This is a genomic window from Streptomyces daliensis (assembly GCF_054782395.1).
The window spans coordinates 181846-199398 of sequence record NZ_BAAGSO010000118.1; the positions used below are offsets into that span (position 1 = coordinate 181846).

A 17553-nucleotide genomic window follows, 5' to 3' on the forward strand; every position below is an offset into this window, starting at 1 on the left:
CAGCGATCCGTATACGCGCCCGGCGCACCGGCGCCCACTCGGCCGACGCCGACGGTCTCACAGCGCGCTCAGACGGTAACCGAGACCGCGGACGGTGCGCACGACCTGTCGGCCGAGCTTGCGGCGGAGGTAGTAGACGTAGGTGTCGACGATGGACGAAGCGGGAGCCTCCTGGAAGACCAGCCGGCGCAGTTCCGCCCGCGAGTGCACGGTCGTGGGGCGCGAGGCGAGCGCCCACAGCAGCGCGAACTCCCTGGCCGCGAGGGCGACCTGCTCGCCGCTGGCCAGCTCGACCTCCCGGCGGCCGACGTGCAGATGTGCAGAGCCGATCCTGAGCACGTCGGTGGCGTCGAGCGCCCGTCGGCACAACGCCCGTAACCGTGCGCTCAGTTCGTCCAGCTCGAACGGCTTGACGAGGTAGTCGTCGGCACCGGCGTCCAGTCCGTCGACGCGGTCGTGCACCGTGCCCATCGCCGTCAGCAGCAGTACCGGCGTGCGGACGGCGCGGGACCGTAATCGGCTCATGAGGTCGAGGCCGTCGAGCGCGGGCAGGCGCCGGTCGACGACGAGTACGTCGTACTGCCGGGAGAGGCCGAGGTGCAGACCGCGCTGGCCGTCGGTGGCGACGTCGACCGTGTATCCCTCGTCCCGAAGTGCGTCGGACAGCATGTCGGCCAGCTCCCGGTCGTCTTCGACCAGCAGCAGCTGCCAAGGGTTCTGCGAGTGTCTCTGCGCCACAGTCCTACTCCCCTCGCCCTCCCCGCAACCCCTGTCAACGCCCCCGCGCGGGAGGGGGTTCCCGGACGGGCGACACGAGAGGACACCCCTACGACGAGGCGGACCGCTGCGGGGAGCGGAGCACGAGCAGGGTGATCTCGCTGGGCGCGAAGACGCGGAAGGGTGGGCCCCAGAAGCCGGTGCCGCGGCTGGTGTAGAGGAGGGTGCGGGTGCCGTGGTGACTGAGACCGGCGAGGGCAGGCTGGTCGAGGCGTACCAGGTGGTGGAAGGGCCAGATCTGGCCGCCGTGGGTGTGGCCTGAGAGCTGGAGGTCGATGCCGTGGGCCGCCGCGCGGTCGACGAACTTGGGCTGGTGGGCGAGGAGGAGGACGGGGAGGTCGGGATCGGCCCCGTGGAGGGCTCCGTCGAGGTGGGCGCGGTGGCCCGCCAGCCCGGAGGACTCGGCGGTGACGTCGTCGACGCCGGCGACCACGAGGGTGTCGCCGCCGCGTTCGAGCAGCAGATGGCGGTTGCGCAGCGGCTCCCAGCCCAGCTCGTCCATCAGGTCGACCCACCCCTGGGCCTCGCTGTAGTACTCGTGGTTGCCGGTGACGTAGACACGGGCCCGGGTCGCCCGCACGGTGCCCAGCGGGGCGGCTTGGGCGCGACGGCGTTCGGCCGTGCCGTCCGCGATGTCGCCGGTGTGGCAGACCAGGTCGGCTTCCAGGGTGTTGACCGTCTCGCAGACCCGCGCCGACCAGCGGGCGCGGTCGAGCGGGCCGTAGTGGGTGTCGGTGATCAGGGCGACCCGGGTGCCGTCCAACCCGGCGCCCAGGCGCGGGAGTTGGACGTCCAGTCGGCGTACGCGCGGCACGCGTCGGGCCTCGGCGTACCCCCAGGCGAGCAGCACGGCGGCTACGCCGAGGACGGCACAGGTGACGATGCGCGCCCGGTCCTGTGCGTCGCCGACGCCTGCCACGGTCAGGGCGAGCCGCAGCAGGACGCCGAGCAGGACGGACCAGGTGAACAGGACCCAGATGCCGCCCAGCAGCGTGTCACCGACGATCGCAGCCCGGTCCCGCTGGCGCCGTCCGTGGCCGTGCATCATCGCGAGCGGCATGCCGATCAGGCCGAGGGCGAACAGTGCGGTGCCGGTCAGTGTGACGGGGAGCGGCCAGTGCTGGCCGGTGTGCAGGAGCACCCAGCACGGCACGGCCCACAGCAGGACGGGGGCGATCATGGGGAGGTAGCGCATCAGGCGCCGCAGTCGGCTCGGTGGCGCCTCCTGCGCCTGCGCTGTACCGGCGTCGGATCGGGTGTTGCTGGTCTCGGTCACGCGTCCCCTCCTGAGGTTCTGTGCGGCGGATCCTGCCAGTGGCCGAGCCGGGCGGTGGCCACGGCACAGTCGCCGTCGCCGTACCAGCCGTCCGCCCGTGGCCCCGGCATGATCCGCCGCCCACGCCCTGATTCTGCTCCGCCTCGGCCGCCGGAGCCGCTTGGAAGCTCATTCTCCGCCGTCGCGGGAAGGACCGCCCTTCGGGTCGGACCTCGGTGAGCCCGTTCCGGGCGGGGCGCCGCCGGGAGCGCTTTTGTTAACGGGGGATCACCTGAGTCGTGTTACGGTCCCGGCTGTCGCGCGGCATGTGTGCAGGTGGTCCGGGGCCCGCCCGGCTGTGGTTGACTGAGCGGCATGGCCCCGCATCCGCGCTCGTCCGTTCGTCCGGTCGTTCATGAGCGCTGAGCCGGTCTCCGCCGCTCGCCCCCGCAATCGCAGGCAGCTCATCGTCGAGGCGGCCGGCCGGCTCTTCAGCGAGCGCGGGTACCACGCGGCGTCCATGGAGGAGATCGCCGCCGGTGTGGGCATCACCGGCGCGGCACTGTACCGGCACTTCCCGAACAAGTACGCGCTGTTCGCCGAGTGCGCCCACGCCATGGTGGACCGGCTCGTCGCCGCGCTCGACGAGCTGCCGTCCGACGCGGCCCCTGCGGAGGTGTTCACCAGCCTCATCCGGGTCACCGTCGCGCATCGCGCGTCGGGCGGCGTGTACCGATGGGAGGCCAGGTACCTCAACCGCGAGGACAGCAGGCTGCTCCGGGCGAAGTTCGGCAGCCTCATCGGGCGGGTCACCGAGGCGGCGGGGCACGAGGACTCGACGCCCGGCGGGCGGTTGCGGGTCGTGGCGGCTCTCGGTGCGATCGGGTCCCTCACGATGCACCGGACGTCCATCGCTCAGCACCGCGTCGAGGAACTGCTGCTGGCGTGCGCCCTGCGCGTCGTCGGGACCGACCCCGTGCCGGCCCGGGGGAGCGGGCGTTCCGTCGAACTGCCCGCGCTGCCGGTGCCGCGCTCGCGCCGTGCGGAGATCCTCGCGGCCGCCGTCCCGCTGTTCGCCCGGGACGGCTTCGCCAATGTCACGAACGGCCAGATCGCGAAGGCGGTGGGGATCGCCCCGTCAGCGCTCTACCGTCACTACCCCGGCAAGGCCGACATCCTGGCGGCGGCCTGCCTCCAGGCCGCCGGGCTGCTGGCCCAGGCGGTGGACCGGAGCCTGATGGACGTGGCCGACGCGCGGGACGCCGTCGCGGCCCTCGCCGCGACGTATGTGGCGTACAGCTTCGAGCACACCGCCCTCACGCGCGTGGCCGAAGCCGAGTTCGTCGGGCTGCCGGCCGAGCTGCGGGGCCCCTTGGTGCTGGCGCAGCGTGAGCACATCGCCGTATGGGAGCAGCAGTTGAGGCTGGCCCGTCCCGAGCTGGACCCGCGTCAGGCCCGTGTTCTCGTGCACGCGGGGTTCGGTGTGGTGGTCGAGGCCGGGCGGAGCCTGCGCTGGCGGGACGGCCCCGAGAACCGTGCCGCCGTGACCGGGCTGGTCGTGAGCGCGCTGGGGCTCTGACCGCGCGGAGAGACCGGGCGGATGCCGGATGCCCGTCCTGCGGCGGGTGTGCCGTGGGACGGGCATCCGTGTGACCGGCCGCCCGGTGGCGGGTGGCAGATGACAGGTGGCGGGTGGCTCAGGAGCTGGGCCTGTTCCCCGTCGGGATGACGATGGGGGTGGTGGTCCCCGAGGAGCCGTTGTTGAGGAACGCCATGGCCAGGGCGCGGACGAACTGGTCGAACATGTAGAAGGCGCCGGGCGCGACGGGCGAGAGGCCCTCGCGGAACTTGATGAAGGCGGGCCACACGGTGCGGATCAGGGTCTGGGCGCCGGGGTCCCGCTTCAGTCCCAGCCAGTCGCCGATCTCGTCGCTGAGGACATAGCGCACGAACTCGTTGAGGAACCCGCGTGTGACACCGAGGTCGACCTGGGAGGGCAGGCTGAGCAGGTCCTCGGCCAGTTCGATGCCCTCGGTCGTCGGGGCGAGGATCGGGGTGAGCACCTGACGCGACTGCTCTTCCGCGTCGGCCCACGACTTGGGGATGTACTCGTCCCGTACGCCGAGCAGATGCAGCGCGACCTGCCAGCTGTGCAGGAAGGCGTCCTGGTCCGCGGCCGGGAACGGGACCTTCCAGTCGAGCAGCTTCCTGCGCACGTAGGTGCCCAGACTGTGGAAGGTGACGAGGATGTCGGCGTTGCTGATCGGGATGTCCTGGTCCGCGCCCGACGTCCAGTGGGGCGACTGGGGCAGCAGATGGCGCACCGCGGCGTGCACCAGACGTGTCTTGTTCGCGGTGACGACGAACTGGCCCGACGGTTCAAACCCCTTCAACTGGGCCAGGTCGTAGCCGAACGTGAAGGTCTTGGCCGCGCGGTCCTTCATGTCGGCGCCGCCCGCCGACCAGTACACGCTCCGGGCCTCCCGCGGGATGACGGTGCTCATGATCCCGCTGCCCAGGCCGTAGAGCAGGAAGAGGTAGGTGTCCTTGCGCCGGTTGAAGTCGGCCGCGCGCGCCAGCTTCGCCTGGTCCGCCCACGAGGGGAGTGTGTTGACCTTCCGCAGATACGCGGTGAGGTCGGCCGGGAAGCCGGTGGGCAGCGGGTCGTTGTTGTTCACCCAAGACGCCATGGCGGTGTTGACGGCGGGAACCTGGCCGTTCTCGATGAGGGAGACCAGCAACCGGTCCACCTCGTCGTCCCACACGTATTCCGGGTCGGTGCCCGTGCCGGTTCCGGCGACCGATCCCTTCGGCGACCACGCCCACGCGTCGCTGGTGCCCGCCGCGCCCACGAGGCCCAGCGCGGCACCGAGCGTCAGTACCTTTCTGCGGCTGAGATTGCTCATTAACTTGCTCGCTTTCCTGGTAGGACGTGCGTCGCAATGCGCCGTTTCTAGCTCGCAGTTGACGTTGCCGACAGCGGTCGGCGCTGTTTCCAGGATGTGATTTCTGATTAACATAGCGATGCGTGTCGCCGTCGACAAGGGTGGTGACAAGGGCAGTGGCAAGAGGAGTGCGGGGCGGCGGCAAGCGCATCGCCACGGGGTTCCGGGGCACTTGACGGCCACGGATTCCGCACCGGCGGGGCGGCCCCCTCGCCAGGCCATACGTGCGTTCGGTTAGGTTACCCTTGCTGGGCCGGGTGCCGTCGGTGAGAGACCATGCGCGGGTCAGGCCACGGCGGTACGCCGCTCCGGCACGCACGCGGAGCGGGTCCGGCGGAAGCAGGCCCGCAGGTGAGAGAGGGAGACCAGGCTCGTGCCCGTCGAAGGCCCGCTGTGCCGAGAACCGCGAACCCGGGTGACGGGGGAGGCGGGGCGCGGCCCGGTCCCGAGGGCCCGGACGCGGACGAGGGCGAGGCGCCGTGGATAAGGTCGCACTCGCGGCGGCCGGTCTCTACGTCATCGTGCTGCTGCGGGCCGGAGGCACGTTCGCCGTCGGGCGGCTCGCCGGTGCCGGTGCCAGGCGCAGCAGGTTCTCCGAGCGCGTCTCCTCGCCGAAGTTCCAGCGCGCCGAGCGGGCGATCCAGCGGTGGGGCGCGCCCGTGGTGGCCGTCTCCTTCCTGACCGTCGGGTTCCAGACCGCCGCCAACTTCCTCGCGGGCAGCATGCGCATGCCCCTCCCGCGCTACCTCCCCGCACTGTTCGTGGGCGGCGCGGCCTGGGCGCTGGTGTACGCGACCGCCGGGATCGGCATTCTTGAAACCCTCGCGAGGCTGTTCGCCGAGCGGACGGCGCTCGGCGTGGCCGGGGTCGCGGTCGTGCTCGCCGCGGTGTGCGGCGCGGTGCTGTACCGGCGCAGGAAGGCCGCCCCGGTCTCCCGCGAGGCGGCGCCCGAGGAGTCCTGAGACCGCGGCGGCGTCGACGGTGTCACGTCGTCATTTTCGCTGCCGGGTCCTCCAGCACGGGGTGACGATCTCGTGGGCGGTTTCGGGCTCCCGGCTCACCGGTGTGGCCGAGGGCCAGGAGGCGGCGACGGAGCCCCAGGTCAGCCCGCCGCCGAACGCGGTCAGCAGCGTGCGGGCGCCTGGGCGTACGACCTCCTGGCGCGCGGTGTGGGCCAGGGCCAGCGGAATGGAGGCACCGGCCGTGTTGCCGACGTCCTTGATGTTGCCGAAGCGGTAGTGCGGCGGAATGCCGACACGTTCCGCGACCGAGTCGAGGATGCGCTGGTTGGCCTGGTGCCCGATGAAGGCTTCGACGCTCTCGGGCGCCCAGCCGACGTCCTCCAGCACGGCCCGCGACGACTGGGTCATGCGGCGTACGGCCTGCCCGTACACCTCCCGGCCGCGCATCTGGAAGTAGCGCGTACCGCGATCGAGCCGCGGCGAGGTGTCGGGGACCCGGGAGCCGCCCGCCGCTATGGAGATCAGGTCGGTGCCGGAGCCGTCCGAGCCGAGGTCCTCGGCCAGCACGGCTCCTGGCTCTGCCGGGTCGCCCGCGCGGAGCACGGCGGCACCGGCTCCGTCGCCGAAGACGATCGCGGTGTCCCGGTCCAGCGGGTCAACGATGCTGGAGTACACCTCGGCGCCGATGACCAGCGGGCGCTCGCAGACGCCGTTCAGCAGCAGTCCGCGTGCCACCGTCAGCCCGTAGACGAAGCCGGAGCACACTGCGGCCAGGTCGAAGGCGGGGGCCGGGCCGAGCCCCAGCCGGTGGGCGACGTGCGGGGCCGTGGCGGGGCAGCGGCGGTCAGGTGTGGTGGTCGCGAGCAGCACCAGGTCCGCCTCGCGCGCACCGGCCGACTCCAGCGCGGCCCGGCCCGCGGCCACCGCCAGGTCTCCGGTGCTCGTGCCCTTGGCGGCGCGGCGTCGGCGGGCGATGCCCGTACGCCGTCGGATCCACGCGTCGGTGGTGTCGAGCACTCCGCGCCGCACCACTTCCTCGTTCGGCAGCACGCGCTGCGGAAGACTGGAGCCGAGGCCCTGGATCACCGCGGTCCTTCGGGGTTGGTCGGTCATCTCGTGTGCCCTCTCTTTCCTCTCCTTCCGGACCGGTTCTCAGGCGGCGGCGGAGGAGGAGGGGGGAGGGGGCTTGGGGATACCGGCCAGGCCGCCGTCGGGGACCGACACACCGCCGTCCAGGGCCAGTGCGGTGCCGGTCAGATAGGAGGAGGCGGGGGAGGTGAGGAAGAGGGCGGCCCGTGCCACCTCTTCGGGCTCCGCCCAGCGCCCCATGGGGACATGGCTCATCAGCCACTCGGAGACGGGCACCGCGTCTTCGAAGGGCGCGGTCAGGTCGGTGCGCGTCCATCCCGCGCACAGTGCGTTGACGCGGATGCCCTGCCGCGCCCAGCCGACGCCGAGGCTGCGGGCGAGGGACACCTGCGCCGCCTTGGACGCGGCGTACGCCTCCATGGTGGGGGAGCCGATCAGGCCGGAGGTGGAGGAGAGCAGCACGACCGCGGCGCGGGTCGAGCCGACGAGGTAGCGGTGTGCCTGACGGCAGAGCGCAGCCGAGGCGTTCAGGTTGACGGTCAGGACGGTGTTCCAGTCCTCCTGCTCGGTGTCCTGAAGCGGCGCCAGGATGGGGCTTCCGTCGGGGAGTGTGGGCAGCACTCCCGCGCAGTGGACGACGGTGTCGAGCCCGCCGAGCGTCTCTGCGGCCCGGGTCACCACCTCCGCCGCGGCCTCGGGGACGCTGAAGTCACCGGCCAGGGGGAAGGCGTCGCGCCCTGTGCGGGCGATCTGCTCCGCCGTCCCCCTGAGGGCTTCGGTGCTGCGCGCCGCGATGGCCACGTCGGCCCCGGCTTCGGCGAGCGCCAGGGCGATCGCCTGCCCGATGCCCCGGGAGGCGCCGGTCACCAGGGCGCGCGCCCCGTCGAGCCGGAAGGAATCGAGTGTGTTCACGGAAGGCTCCTTCTTCATGCGAGGTGGGAGGAGGTGTGCGGGGGTGGCGCGGGGTCGGCGGCGTCGGTGTGTGCGATGTTGGTGTGTCCCGGTCCCGCGTCGGTGTGTGCGACGTCGGTGTGTCCCGGCTCCGCTTCGGTGTGTCGCGCGCCGGTGTGTCCGACGCGGATGGCGGAGGCGCCGCTCCAGGTCAGCAGCGCGCTGCCCCAGGTGACACCCGCGCCGAAGACGGCGAGCAGCACGCGTCCGCCGGGCGTGAGCAGCCCGCGGCTCGCCGCCGTGGCCAGCGCGTAGGGCGCCGAGGCGGCGCCGATGTTGCCGACCTCGTCACCGACGATGACCTGCCGCTCGGCCGGGATGCCCAGGTTCTCCCCGATGCCGCGCAGCAGCACGGGGTTGGGCTGATGGGTGACGAAGGCGTCGATGTCGCTCAGATCCAGCCGGTGCCGCGCGAGCATCTCGTGCAGCAACCGCGGAAAGATGTCGACGATGAAGTCGCGTACCGCCCGCCCGTCCATGGAGATCATGTGCTGGTTGGTGGCCAGGCTCTCCGGTGTGGCGGGCAGGCGGCTGCCACCCGCCGGGATGAGGACGTGGTGCGCCTTGGTGCCGTCGGAGCCGAGGGTGATCTCCTCGAAGCCGCCCGGCCGGGGCGCACCACCGGTCTGCGGTACGGGTCCGAGGATGGTCGCCGCCGCGCCGTCGGCGAACAGCAGGGCGGTGCCGCGGTCGTGCGGGTCGAGGAACTTCGAATACGCCTCGACGCCCACGACCGCCGCGTAGTGTGCGCGCCGCTCGCCGCCCAGCCAGTCCCGCGCGACGCGGGCGGCGAAGAGCCAGCCCGAACATGCGGCCCCCACATCGAGTGCCACGGCGTTGCGCGCGCCGATGAGTGCCTGGACACGGCAGGCGGTTGACGGTCCCAGTTCGTCGGGGGTGGAGGTGGCGACGACGACGAGGTCGAGCTGGTCCGCGTCGATCCCGGCAGCCGCCGCGGCCGAACGGACGGCTGCCGCCGCCAGGTCGGAGGCCGCCTCGCCCTCGGCGGCGACGTGCCGGTTGGACACCCCGGTCCGCTCGGCGATCCAGTCCGGTGTCACGCCCAGGGCGTGTGCCACCTCGTCGTTGCTGCGGCGCCGACGTGGCAGGTAGGTGCCCGTTCCCAGGACACCGATGCGTGTTGCCTCGCTCCGTTCCGGGTTCATGCCGCACCTCCCCGATGCCAGCCCAGCGATCCGGCGAGCGCCTCGGCGTACTCCGGCTTCCCCAGCGGCGCGGTGCCGCTCCGCTCCGGCGGGGCCATGGCCGCCTCCAGCAGCGGCAGATGGGACCGGACCCGGTCGCACAGCCGGTCCCGTACCTGGGGCAGTGAACGGACCGTCTCGGGGGTGAGCACACCGCACGCCAGCAGCGCACCGGCCTGCCGGCCCGCCTGGAGTGTGCCGTACAGCGCGGCCAACGGCTCCAGCGCGGCGCGCAGTTCGGCTGAGCCGACGTCGGCGAGTGTGCGGGCGACGGCGGTCGCTGCGAGCTGGTCAGCGTGGGCCTCGCCCAGTTCCCTGGCGTGCTCCAGAAGCGGATTCCACAGCTCGAACGCGCTGAGTCCGAGCTTCTCGCGGTCCCTCAGCTCGTGGTGCAACCGCGTGGTGAGGTCGTGTTCCAGTGCGGTTGCGACGGCGGGCCACCAGCCCGGTGAGTCCACGGGCTCCGTCACGGGGGAGCCGGACACCCCCCGCTCGGACGGTGGCTGTTCCGGCGGCGGTTGTTCGGCCAGGGAGCGGCCGGTGTCCAGCGTGATCAGCCGGTTGTCGCCGCCCGCGCTGACGAAGGAGTGCGCGAAGCCGCGGTATCCGGGCAGGCCGTTGATCTCCAGGAAGCCGCCCAGGCCGCTGCGGTGCTGGCACTCCGCGGTCACCCGCGCTGCGCCTTCCACCGCCAGGACCTTGTGCACCGCCAGGGCCGCGTCGACCGAGGCCCAGGGCGCGAAGGCGCTCTCCGCGCCCGTGTCCGCGCCCGTGTCCGCGCCCGTGTCCGTGTCCGTGTCCGCGCCCGTGTCCGTGTCCGTGTCCGTGGCGGTGCGGTGCGGGTCCTCCGTGGTCCGTAACCACATCTCGCGCGCCTCGTTGCCCGCGCAGGTCAGCGCGAAGGACTCGGCCAACGCGCCCAGCAGCGCGTGCTGTTGGGGACGGTAGGCCAGTACGGGGGAACCGGGCGCCAGGCGTCCGTGACTGCCCCGGTGCGCGGCGTGGCGCAGCGCCCGTACGGCGCAGGTGCGGGCCATGGCCGCCATCGCCGTGGGCAGCGTGCCCCACAGCGTCCGGCCCACGTGCAACGTGCGCTGATGACGTGCCTCGGGGGAGGGGAGCGGGTCGTGGAAGACACCTTCGGTGTCGATCGTCGCGCCGTCGCCCAGCCACCGCTCGTACGGCAGCCGCACACCGTCGAACCGCACCAGCGCGCTGCTGACGGGGAGGTCGCGCACCGCGAGCACGTCGGACAGCTCCACCCCGGGCGCGGGACCCGACGCGTCACTGAGGTCGACGAGGAAGGAGAACACGCCACGGTCGGTGCCCCCGGCCAGCAGGCGGGCGACCACGACGGCACTCTGAGGAGTGCGGGTGCGGCCGACGCCGGAGAACTTCGCCGCGCCGGAGTCCGGTGTCCGGAGCGCGAACTCCCGTCGCACCGGGTCGAATTCGGCCGTGGTGCGCGGACACAGGTGGCTGCCCGCCTCGCCGATCTCCGTCACGAGGTAGGTGCCCTTGGTGCGGCCCGCGCCCAGGTCCTCCACCTCGGAAGCGAGCGCGGCGGGGTCGGCGGACAGGGACAGTACCGAGTTGAGGCACAGGATGTAGTGGTTGATGACGGCCATGCACAGGACCGGGTCCGCGAGGGCCACCTGCTCGTTCAGCGTCACCAGGGCCTCGGGGGTCTCGCACAGTTCCCACGGTGAGGGCAGCGCCTGGGCCAGGGCGCGTAGTTGACGGTGCGGCAGAGGCAGTTCCGTGGCCGCGGTGCCGGGGGGCTCGCAGGCTTCGGCGGCCAGTGCCTCGGCGAGCCGTTCCCGTAGCCCGGGCGGGCCCGTGCCGTTGATGATGCGGTGCAGTTCGGCGAGGGCGTCGGACGGGGCGGTCGCGTCAGCCGTGTCAGTCGCGTCGGAAACATCGGCGACGTCCGTGGTGTCAAGGGTGTCAGAGGTGTCAGCGGTGCCGGGGAAAGGGGGCATCGGTCAGCTCCGGGGGAGGTGAGGTTTCTGGGTGTCGCCCGCGCGCCACCGCCGCCTCGTGGCCTCGTCGTCCCAGGGGAAGTCGGGCGTGGCGAGCGGGGCGTGGGCCTCGGCGCGGCCGGGGCCCAGCGCGCGGCGTGTGCTGTGGGTGAGCGCCGAGCCGGTGCCCGCCTCCAGAAACAGGGGGGAGGCGGAGACGGCCGCGCCGTCGAGCACGTCCGGCAGCCGCACGGGGTCGGTGAGGCACGCGGAGAGCCCGGCGGCGAAGTCGTCCGAGGCGGTGTAGGCGCGCCCCAGGACGGCGGAGTGGACGGGAAGGCGCGCGGGATGGTGCGGCACCTCCCGCACGGCGGCGGCGAAGGTGTCCGCGGCCTGCGACAGCGACGGGTGATGGGAGAGGAACGGCAGCTTCAGCCGGGCGGTCTGCACACCGGCGTCGGCGGCGGCCTGCTCCACGCGCTCCAGCAGCGGTACGGGCCCGCTCAGGACCGTCTCCTCGGGGTCGTTGACGCAGGCGATCACCAGATGCGGTGAACCGACCTCCCGCAGCAGCGACCGCGCGCTGCTCTCTCCTCCGGCCAGCAGCGTCATGCCCCCCTCGCAGGACGAGAGGCACTGGGCCAGCCGACAGGCGATCCTGGCACCGTCGGCCACCTCGAAGACCCCGGCGGCGGTGAGCGCGGCGATCTCGCCGAAGCTCACGGCCACCAGACGGTCCGCGCGCAGCCCGACGCCGCACAGGGCGCGGTGCACGGCCATCGACGCGCCGAACAGGGCGAGTTGGGAGGACCCGACGGGGCCATGGGCGAGGTCGCGCCCGGTGGGCGGCCGCTCGCTCAGCAGCGCGGGCCCTAACGGCGGGATCTCGAACTCGGCCCCCGCCCTGTCCACCTCCGCGAACGTCGCGGCGACGGCCGTGCGCACGGGGACATGTTCCCGTACGGCGCGCACCAAGGGGCTCACGGCGAAGTCCCCCTGGCCGGGAAAGGTGTGGACGATCTGCCGTGTCCCGCACGGCATGTGCTCCGACGGTGCTGACGTCGCGGTGTGCACTCGGGCTCCTTCCGGTATCAGCGCACCACTGACGCGGTCACCACTGACGCGGTCACCGCGGTCGCTGTCACTGCGGTCACCGCCGTCACCGCGGCTGCTGCTGTGGTGCGAGGGCGCGGATCTCGGGCGAAGGTGCTGCCATCGGCTGCCGCGCCTCGTTTCTCCGCGCCGCCGAGGTCCGCCTCTCGGTCAAGAGGGCCGCCTCCCAGTTAACGGGTGGACGGTGCCGCCGCGGGTCGCCCAAAGGGGCAGGGCCTGTTGAATGAGGTGAAGCGTGGCGCGTCGCGAATCCGGCGCCGGCCCCGTGTCTGTTCCGGACTCCAGGGGGAGTGGGCGCGAGGTGACGGCGCTTCGGGCGGGCATGCCGGGCGTGCCCGGGCGCCAAACATGGCGGGGGCAGGTCGTCCGAATGTCGTCGGGTACCTGGATAAACACGTCGGGACGCGAGACCACCGCATCGGAGTAACTGGGGCGGCCTCTGCGGACGCACCGGGCGCACCGGCCGTTTACTGGTTTCCGGGATCCGAGCGGATTTCCCGATGTTCACCCCTGCCACGACGGCCCGGACCTGCCCGGATCCCGGACGAGCACGCCCAGGATCCGGGACACCCGGCCCACCTCACCAAGGAGTCACGGATGCCCGAGCCCGGGTCTTCCCCGCCGCCGTCGAGCCTGCCCGTCGCCGAGGCCAGGGCCCCCGCCGTCGCACCGGCGGCAGGTGGCACCCTGCCCGGCCCGCCCCCTGTTCCCGGCCTGCCCGCCGTCCCTGGTCCGCCTTCCGTACCCGACCCACCGCCCGTCCCCGATTCCCCGCCCGTTCCCGACCCGCCCTCCCCTTCCGCCCCACGCCCCGGTGCCGAGGCGGCGCGAACCAGCCACGCGCTGGACCGGATCCTGCGGGGTCCCAGCGGCCTGGGTACGGCGAGCCTGCACCCGTCCCGGCGCGAAGAGCTTCCCGTCTCCCCGGACACGTCGGACTCCCCGGACTCGGAGGAGGAGTGTGCGGAGGCGTCGGGCTCCGGGCCGCCTGGCGTGGGCGACCCGATCCCGGGCCTCTACTACCACCCGGTGGCCGAGCCCGACCCCGTGCGCGTGGAGGAGGTGAGCCGCAGGATCAAGGCATGGGCCGTCGACGAGGTCCAGGCGTTCCCTCCCGAGTGGGAGGACCAGTTCGACGGCTTCTCCGTCGGCCGCTACATGGTCGCCTGCCACCCGGAAGCACCCACCGTCGACCACCTGATGATCGCCACGCGGATGATGGTCGCCGAGAACGCGGTCGACGACTGCTACTGCGAGGACCACGGCGGGTCACCCATCGGGCTCGGCAGCCGCCTGCTGCTGGCGCACACGGCTCTCGATCCGCTGCACACGACGAAGGAGTACGAGCCGGAGTGGCAGGAGTCGCTCCAGTCGGACGCGCCCCGGCGTGCCTACCGCTCCGCCATGGAGTACTTCCTCCAGGAGGCCACACCCTCCCAGGCCGACCGCTTCCGGCACGACATGGCCCGGCTGCACCTGGGATACCTCGCGGAGGCCGCGTGGGCCCAGACGGAGCACATGCCGGAGGTGTGGGAGTACCTGGCGATGCGTCAGTTCAACAACTTCCGCCCGTGTCCCACCATCACCGACACCGTCGACGGCTACGAACTCCCCGCCGACCTGCACGCACGGCCCGCCATGCAGCGGGTCATCGCACTGGCCTGCAACGCGACCACCATCGTCAACGACCTGTACTCGTACACGAAGGAACTAAAGAGCCCCGGCCGGCATCTGAACCTGCCCGTGGTGCTCTCCGAACGTGAGGGCCTCTCCGAACGGGAGGGCTATCTCAAGGCGATCGAGGTCCACAACGACCTCATGCACGCTTTCGAGGCCGAAGCCGCAGCGCTGGCCACCTCCTGCCCCGTCCCGAACGTGCTGCGCTTCCTGCGGGGAGTGGCCGTATGGGTCGACGGCAACCACTACTGGCACCAGACCAACACCTATCGATACAGCCTGCCCGATTTCTGGTAAGGACGGACTTATCTGTGACCAGCACCGAGCTCACCCCCATGAACGGCTCCTCCGCGTTCGTCCCCGCCCCCGCTTCCGCACCGGATCACACCCCCGGCCCCACGCCCGCGTCCGCCTCCGCTCCCGAGTCGCCCTACCAAGGTGACATCGCCCGTTACTGGGACCAGGAAGCCAGGCCCGTGAACCTGCGCCTCGGCGACGTCGACGGGCTCTACCACCACCACTACGGCATCGGCGACGTCGACCACGCCGCCCTCGGCAACCCCGATGACGAAACGTACGAGAAGCGGCTCATCGCCGAGCTGCACCGTCTGGAGTCGGCGCAGGCCGAACTGCTCCTCGACCACCTCGGCCCGGTCGGGCGCGATGACACACTCGTCGACGCGGGCTGCGGCCGCGGCGGCTCGATGGTCATGGCCCATCAGCGGTTCGGATGCCATGTGCAGGGTGTCACCCTCTCGGCCAAGCAGGCCGATTTCGCCAACCGGCGCGCCCGTGAACTGGGCATCGAGAGCCATGTCCGCGCCCGCGTCTGCAACATGCTCAACACCCCCTTCGCGACGGGCCAGGCGACGGCCTCGTGGAACAACGAGTCGACCATGTACGTCGATCTGCACGACCTCTTCGCCGAGCACTCCCGCGTCCTCGCGGTGGGCGGCCGTTATGTGACCATCACCGGCTGCTGGAACCCCCGGTACGGGCAGCCCTCGAAGTGGGTCTCCCAGATCAACGCGCACTTCGAGTGCAACATCCACTCCCGCCGCGAGTATCTGCGGGCCATGGCCGACAACCGTCTCGTACCGCAGGCCGTCGTCGACCTCACCCCCGCCACCCTCCCGTACTGGGAGCTGCGGGCCACGTCCTCGCTGGTCACCGGCATCGAGGAGGCGTTCATCAACTCCTACAAGGACGGCTCTTTCCAGTACGTCCTGATCGCGGCCGACCGCGTGTGACCACGTGACCACGTGACCCGTGTGACCGAGTGACACCGCACTGACCGACCGGAAGGGCCGGTGCCGTCCCCTGGGCTTGGGCGACGGCACCGGCCCTTCCGTCTTCCGGGTACGGGCTCGTCAGCCGAGGACGAAGGGGAGCCGCGCGGCCAGTCCGCCCAGCTCGGCACGCTCCGCGTCGGCGGGAGCGCGCCGTCCGGTGCTGGTCAGCAGGACGTCCGCGTCGGAGAACGACGCGGGGAACCCGGCTCCCGCGATCCCCTCCAGCATCTCGCGGGAGCGGGCGAGCCCCTCCGCTGGCGGTGGTGCGATGTGCGGGAGATGCGCGATCAGGTCGAGGTGGTGCAGCGTCCACTCCATGACGTACGTGGAGAGGTAGTCGCCCACGGATAGCACCTCGTCGCGGGTGCCGACCCACTGCGCGGGGTCGGCGAGCGCGGCGGCGCGGCCCGCGGCGGAGCCGACGTCGTCGAGGTGGAAGGTGAGCAGCCGGGGGTCCTCGTACGCGGCGGCCAGCCGGACGGTCAGTGCGTCGAGCGGGTCGTCACCGGTCGGTGGTGTGCCGGTGACGTCCCAGTAGGTGAGCGCGTCGCGGGTCGGCGCCGTATCGGCGGGGGTCGCCAGCGTGATCAGGACGTCCTGCGCGTCGATGACCAGATGGCAGACCAGATCGCGCACGAGCCAGCCCGCACAGCCGGAGGGGCGTGCGAAGTCCTCGTCCGTGAGCGCGGCGACCGCCGCGCGCAACGCCGCCCAGGAGTGCGAGAAGAGATCCACCCCGGCAACGTAGTGCGGTGCCGCGACGGCCGCCAACCGCATTTCGTCCGGCGTCCCGACGTGCGGCGTCCTGACGTGCGATGTCCGACGTGAGGCGATAGTGAAGGTCAGGAACGCGGGCGGCGGGGCTTCCGTGCCGCTCCGGTCTGCTCCGCCTCCTTCTCCTCCTGCTGCTCCTTCGCCTTCTTCTCTTTGAGCTGCTTGAGGCGCGCCCCTTCCTTCTTGACCTCGGCCTGGGTGGCGCGCTCCTTCTCCAGCCACTCCGGCGGATCCGCCTTCAGCACGTCGATCTGCTCCGTGGTGAGCGGCTCGGTGACTCCGCCGCGCGCGAGGCCCGCGATGGAGACGCCCAGCTTCGACGCGACGACGGGGCGCGGGTGCGGGCCGTCGCGGCGCAGGTCACGCAGCCACTCGGGCGGGTCGGACTGGAGTGCGTTCAGCTCGTCGCGCGAGACGACACCCTCCTGGAACTCGGCGGGGGTGGCTTCGAGGTACACACCCAGCTTCTTCGCCGCGGTCGCGGGCTTCATGGTCTGGGTGGTCTTGTGCGACGTCATAGGGCAAGGGTATCGATCGTGTGAGGTGTCTCCGACCACGGCCGGTAACCTGGCGGAGTGACAGACTCCGACGCCTCCCCCTCGTTCCGGCTCGCCTACGTTCCGGGGGTGACACCCACCAAGTGGGTGCGGATCTGGAACGAGCGCATCCCCGACGTCCCGCTGACCCTCGTTCCCGTGCCCGCGGCCGACGCGTGCGATCTGCTGCGGTCCCGCGGCGCGGACGCGGGCTTCGTACGGCTCCCCGCCGACAGGACGGACCTCAGCGCGATCCCCCTCTACACCGAGACGACGGTGGTCGTCGTCCCGAAGGATCACCTCGTGACGGCGGCCGACGAGGTGTCCACGGAGGAGCTGGCCGACGAGATCGTGCTGCACCCCCTCGACGACGTCCTCGACTGGGAGCGGCTGCCCGGGCGGCCCGCGATCGAGCGTCCCGCCACGACGGCGGACGCCATCGAGCTGGTGGCCGCGGGGGTGGGCGTCCTCGTCGTCCCGCAGTCGCTCGCCCGGCTCCACCACCGCAAGGACCTCACCTACCGGACGGTCTCTGACGCGCCCACCTCGCGCGTCGCCCTCTCGTGGCCGGAGGAGGCGACCACCGACCAGGTCGAGGACTTCATCGGGATCGTGCGCGGGCGGACCGTCAACAGCACACGTGGCCGCGCCCAGCCGCAGCCGCAGCCGCAGGACAAGGCCAAGAGCAAGGACAAGGCCAAGGGCAAGGGTGCCGAGAAGGGCGGCGGCGCACGGCGTACGTCCTCGGCGGGGAAGCCGGTGAAGCAGACGAAGCCGTCGGCGGGCAGGCCGGGCGCGCGGCGCGGCTCCGGCGGCGCGCAGGGCGGCAAGGGCCGCAAGCCCCGCCGCCGCTCCTAGCACCCCCCCGGGCCTCGGCCCCGGCCCCGGCCCCGGTCCGTAGTCCTCCCCGCGCACCGCTTCCGCTCCCATCCTCCGGCTGCCAATGTCAGGAAATCGCCTTGTTCCTGCGCCGATGGGAGAAAGAACAGTGACTGGTTCATTCCTGCGGGGATTAG

15 protein-coding genes are annotated in these 17553 nt (G+C 72.0%); 5 read left to right on the plus strand and 10 right to left on the minus strand.

Going from position 1 to position 17553, the window contains the following annotated elements; translation table 11 throughout:
* Positions 1-57: 57 nt before the first annotated feature.
* Both ACYVOO_RS32385 and ACYVOO_RS32390 read right to left on the minus strand, forming a co-directional pair.
* Positions 58-738: a response regulator transcription factor gene (locus ACYVOO_RS32385; protein ID WP_461019275.1), complete on the minus strand. Its 681-nt coding sequence runs from the start codon at positions 736-738 to the stop codon at positions 58-60.
* Between the two features lie 88 nt (positions 739-826).
* Positions 827-2053: a metallophosphoesterase gene (locus tag ACYVOO_RS32390; protein WP_461019276.1), complete on the minus strand. Its 1227-nt coding sequence runs from the start codon at positions 2051-2053 to the stop codon at positions 827-829.
* 394 nt (positions 2054-2447) lie between these two features.
* On the opposite strand from ACYVOO_RS32390, the gene ACYVOO_RS32395 reads away from it, so the two are divergent.
* Positions 2448-3611, plus strand: a complete 1164-nt coding sequence (locus tag ACYVOO_RS32395) for a TetR/AcrR family transcriptional regulator (RefSeq protein WP_461019277.1) — start codon at positions 2448-2450, stop codon at positions 3609-3611.
* 118 nt (positions 3612-3729) lie between these two features.
* On the opposite strand, the gene ACYVOO_RS32400 is transcribed toward ACYVOO_RS32395, so the two are convergent.
* Entirely contained in the window at positions 3730-4938 is a 1209-nt protein-coding gene (locus ACYVOO_RS32400; protein WP_453348218.1) for an oxygenase MpaB family protein, read from the minus strand.
* 518 nt (positions 4939-5456) lie between these two features.
* On the opposite strand from ACYVOO_RS32400, the gene ACYVOO_RS32405 reads away from it, so the two are divergent.
* Positions 5457-5939 (plus strand): DedA family protein, encoded by a 483-nt coding sequence (locus tag ACYVOO_RS32405; protein WP_461019278.1) that lies wholly within the window; start codon positions 5457-5459, stop codon positions 5937-5939.
* 30 nt (positions 5940-5969) lie between these two features.
* Here the strand turns inward: ACYVOO_RS32405 and ACYVOO_RS32410 are convergent, their stop codons facing one another.
* Genes ACYVOO_RS32410 through ACYVOO_RS32430 form a run of 5 tightly spaced genes read right to left on the minus strand, consistent with a single transcriptional unit; the run spans position 5970 to position 12219 of the window.
* Positions 5970-7052: a beta-ketoacyl-ACP synthase 3 gene (locus ACYVOO_RS32410; RefSeq protein ID WP_461019279.1), complete on the minus strand. Its 1083-nt coding sequence runs from the start codon at positions 7050-7052 to the stop codon at positions 5970-5972.
* A gap of 39 nt (positions 7053-7091) precedes the next feature.
* On the minus strand, positions 7092-7940 hold the full coding sequence (locus ACYVOO_RS32415; RefSeq protein ID WP_461019280.1) for an SDR family NAD(P)-dependent oxidoreductase: 849 nt from the start codon (positions 7938-7940) through the stop codon (positions 7092-7094).
* Positions 7941-7954: 14 nt separating this feature from the next.
* Entirely contained in the window at positions 7955-9145 is a 1191-nt protein-coding gene (locus ACYVOO_RS32420) for a 3-oxoacyl-ACP synthase III family protein (protein ID WP_461019281.1), read from the minus strand.
* Positions 9142-11166 (minus strand): acyl-CoA dehydrogenase, encoded by a 2025-nt coding sequence (locus tag ACYVOO_RS32425; protein ID WP_461019282.1) that lies wholly within the window; start codon positions 11164-11166, stop codon positions 9142-9144. Before ACYVOO_RS32425 ends, ACYVOO_RS32420 begins: the two co-directional genes overlap by 4 nt.
* A gap of 3 nt (positions 11167-11169) precedes the next feature.
* Complete coding sequence (locus tag ACYVOO_RS32430; protein ID WP_461019283.1) at positions 11170-12219, minus strand: acyltransferase domain-containing protein; 1050 nt, start codon at positions 12217-12219, stop codon at positions 11170-11172.
* Positions 12220-12855: 636 nt separating this feature from the next.
* Between ACYVOO_RS32430 and ACYVOO_RS32435 the strand changes: the two genes are divergently transcribed.
* On the plus strand, positions 12856-14232 hold the full coding sequence (locus ACYVOO_RS32435; protein ID WP_461019284.1) for a family 2 encapsulin nanocompartment cargo protein terpene cyclase: 1377 nt from the start codon (positions 12856-12858) through the stop codon (positions 14230-14232).
* Between the two features lie 14 nt (positions 14233-14246).
* Positions 14247-15185: a geranyl diphosphate 2-C-methyltransferase gene (locus tag ACYVOO_RS32440; protein ID WP_461019285.1), complete on the plus strand. Its 939-nt coding sequence runs from the start codon at positions 14247-14249 to the stop codon at positions 15183-15185.
* 120 nt (positions 15186-15305) lie between these two features.
* Here ACYVOO_RS32440 and ACYVOO_RS32445 read toward each other — a convergent pair whose 3' ends face one another.
* Positions 15306-15962 carry a maleylpyruvate isomerase N-terminal domain-containing protein gene (locus tag ACYVOO_RS32445; RefSeq protein WP_461019286.1) on the minus strand — a complete coding sequence of 219 codons (657 nt, stop codon included), beginning with the start codon at positions 15960-15962 and terminating at the stop codon, positions 15306-15308.
* A gap of 107 nt (positions 15963-16069) precedes the next feature.
* Positions 16070-16519, minus strand: a complete 450-nt coding sequence (locus ACYVOO_RS32450) for a DUF5997 family protein (RefSeq protein ID WP_461019287.1) — start codon at positions 16517-16519, stop codon at positions 16070-16072.
* Between the two features lie 57 nt (positions 16520-16576).
* Here ACYVOO_RS32450 and ACYVOO_RS32455 point away from each other — a divergent pair, with 57 nt between their 5' ends.
* On the plus strand, positions 16577-17395 hold the full coding sequence (locus ACYVOO_RS32455) for a LysR substrate-binding domain-containing protein (RefSeq protein WP_461019288.1): 819 nt from the start codon (positions 16577-16579) through the stop codon (positions 17393-17395).
* The last annotated feature ends 158 nt before the right edge of the window (positions 17396-17553 follow it).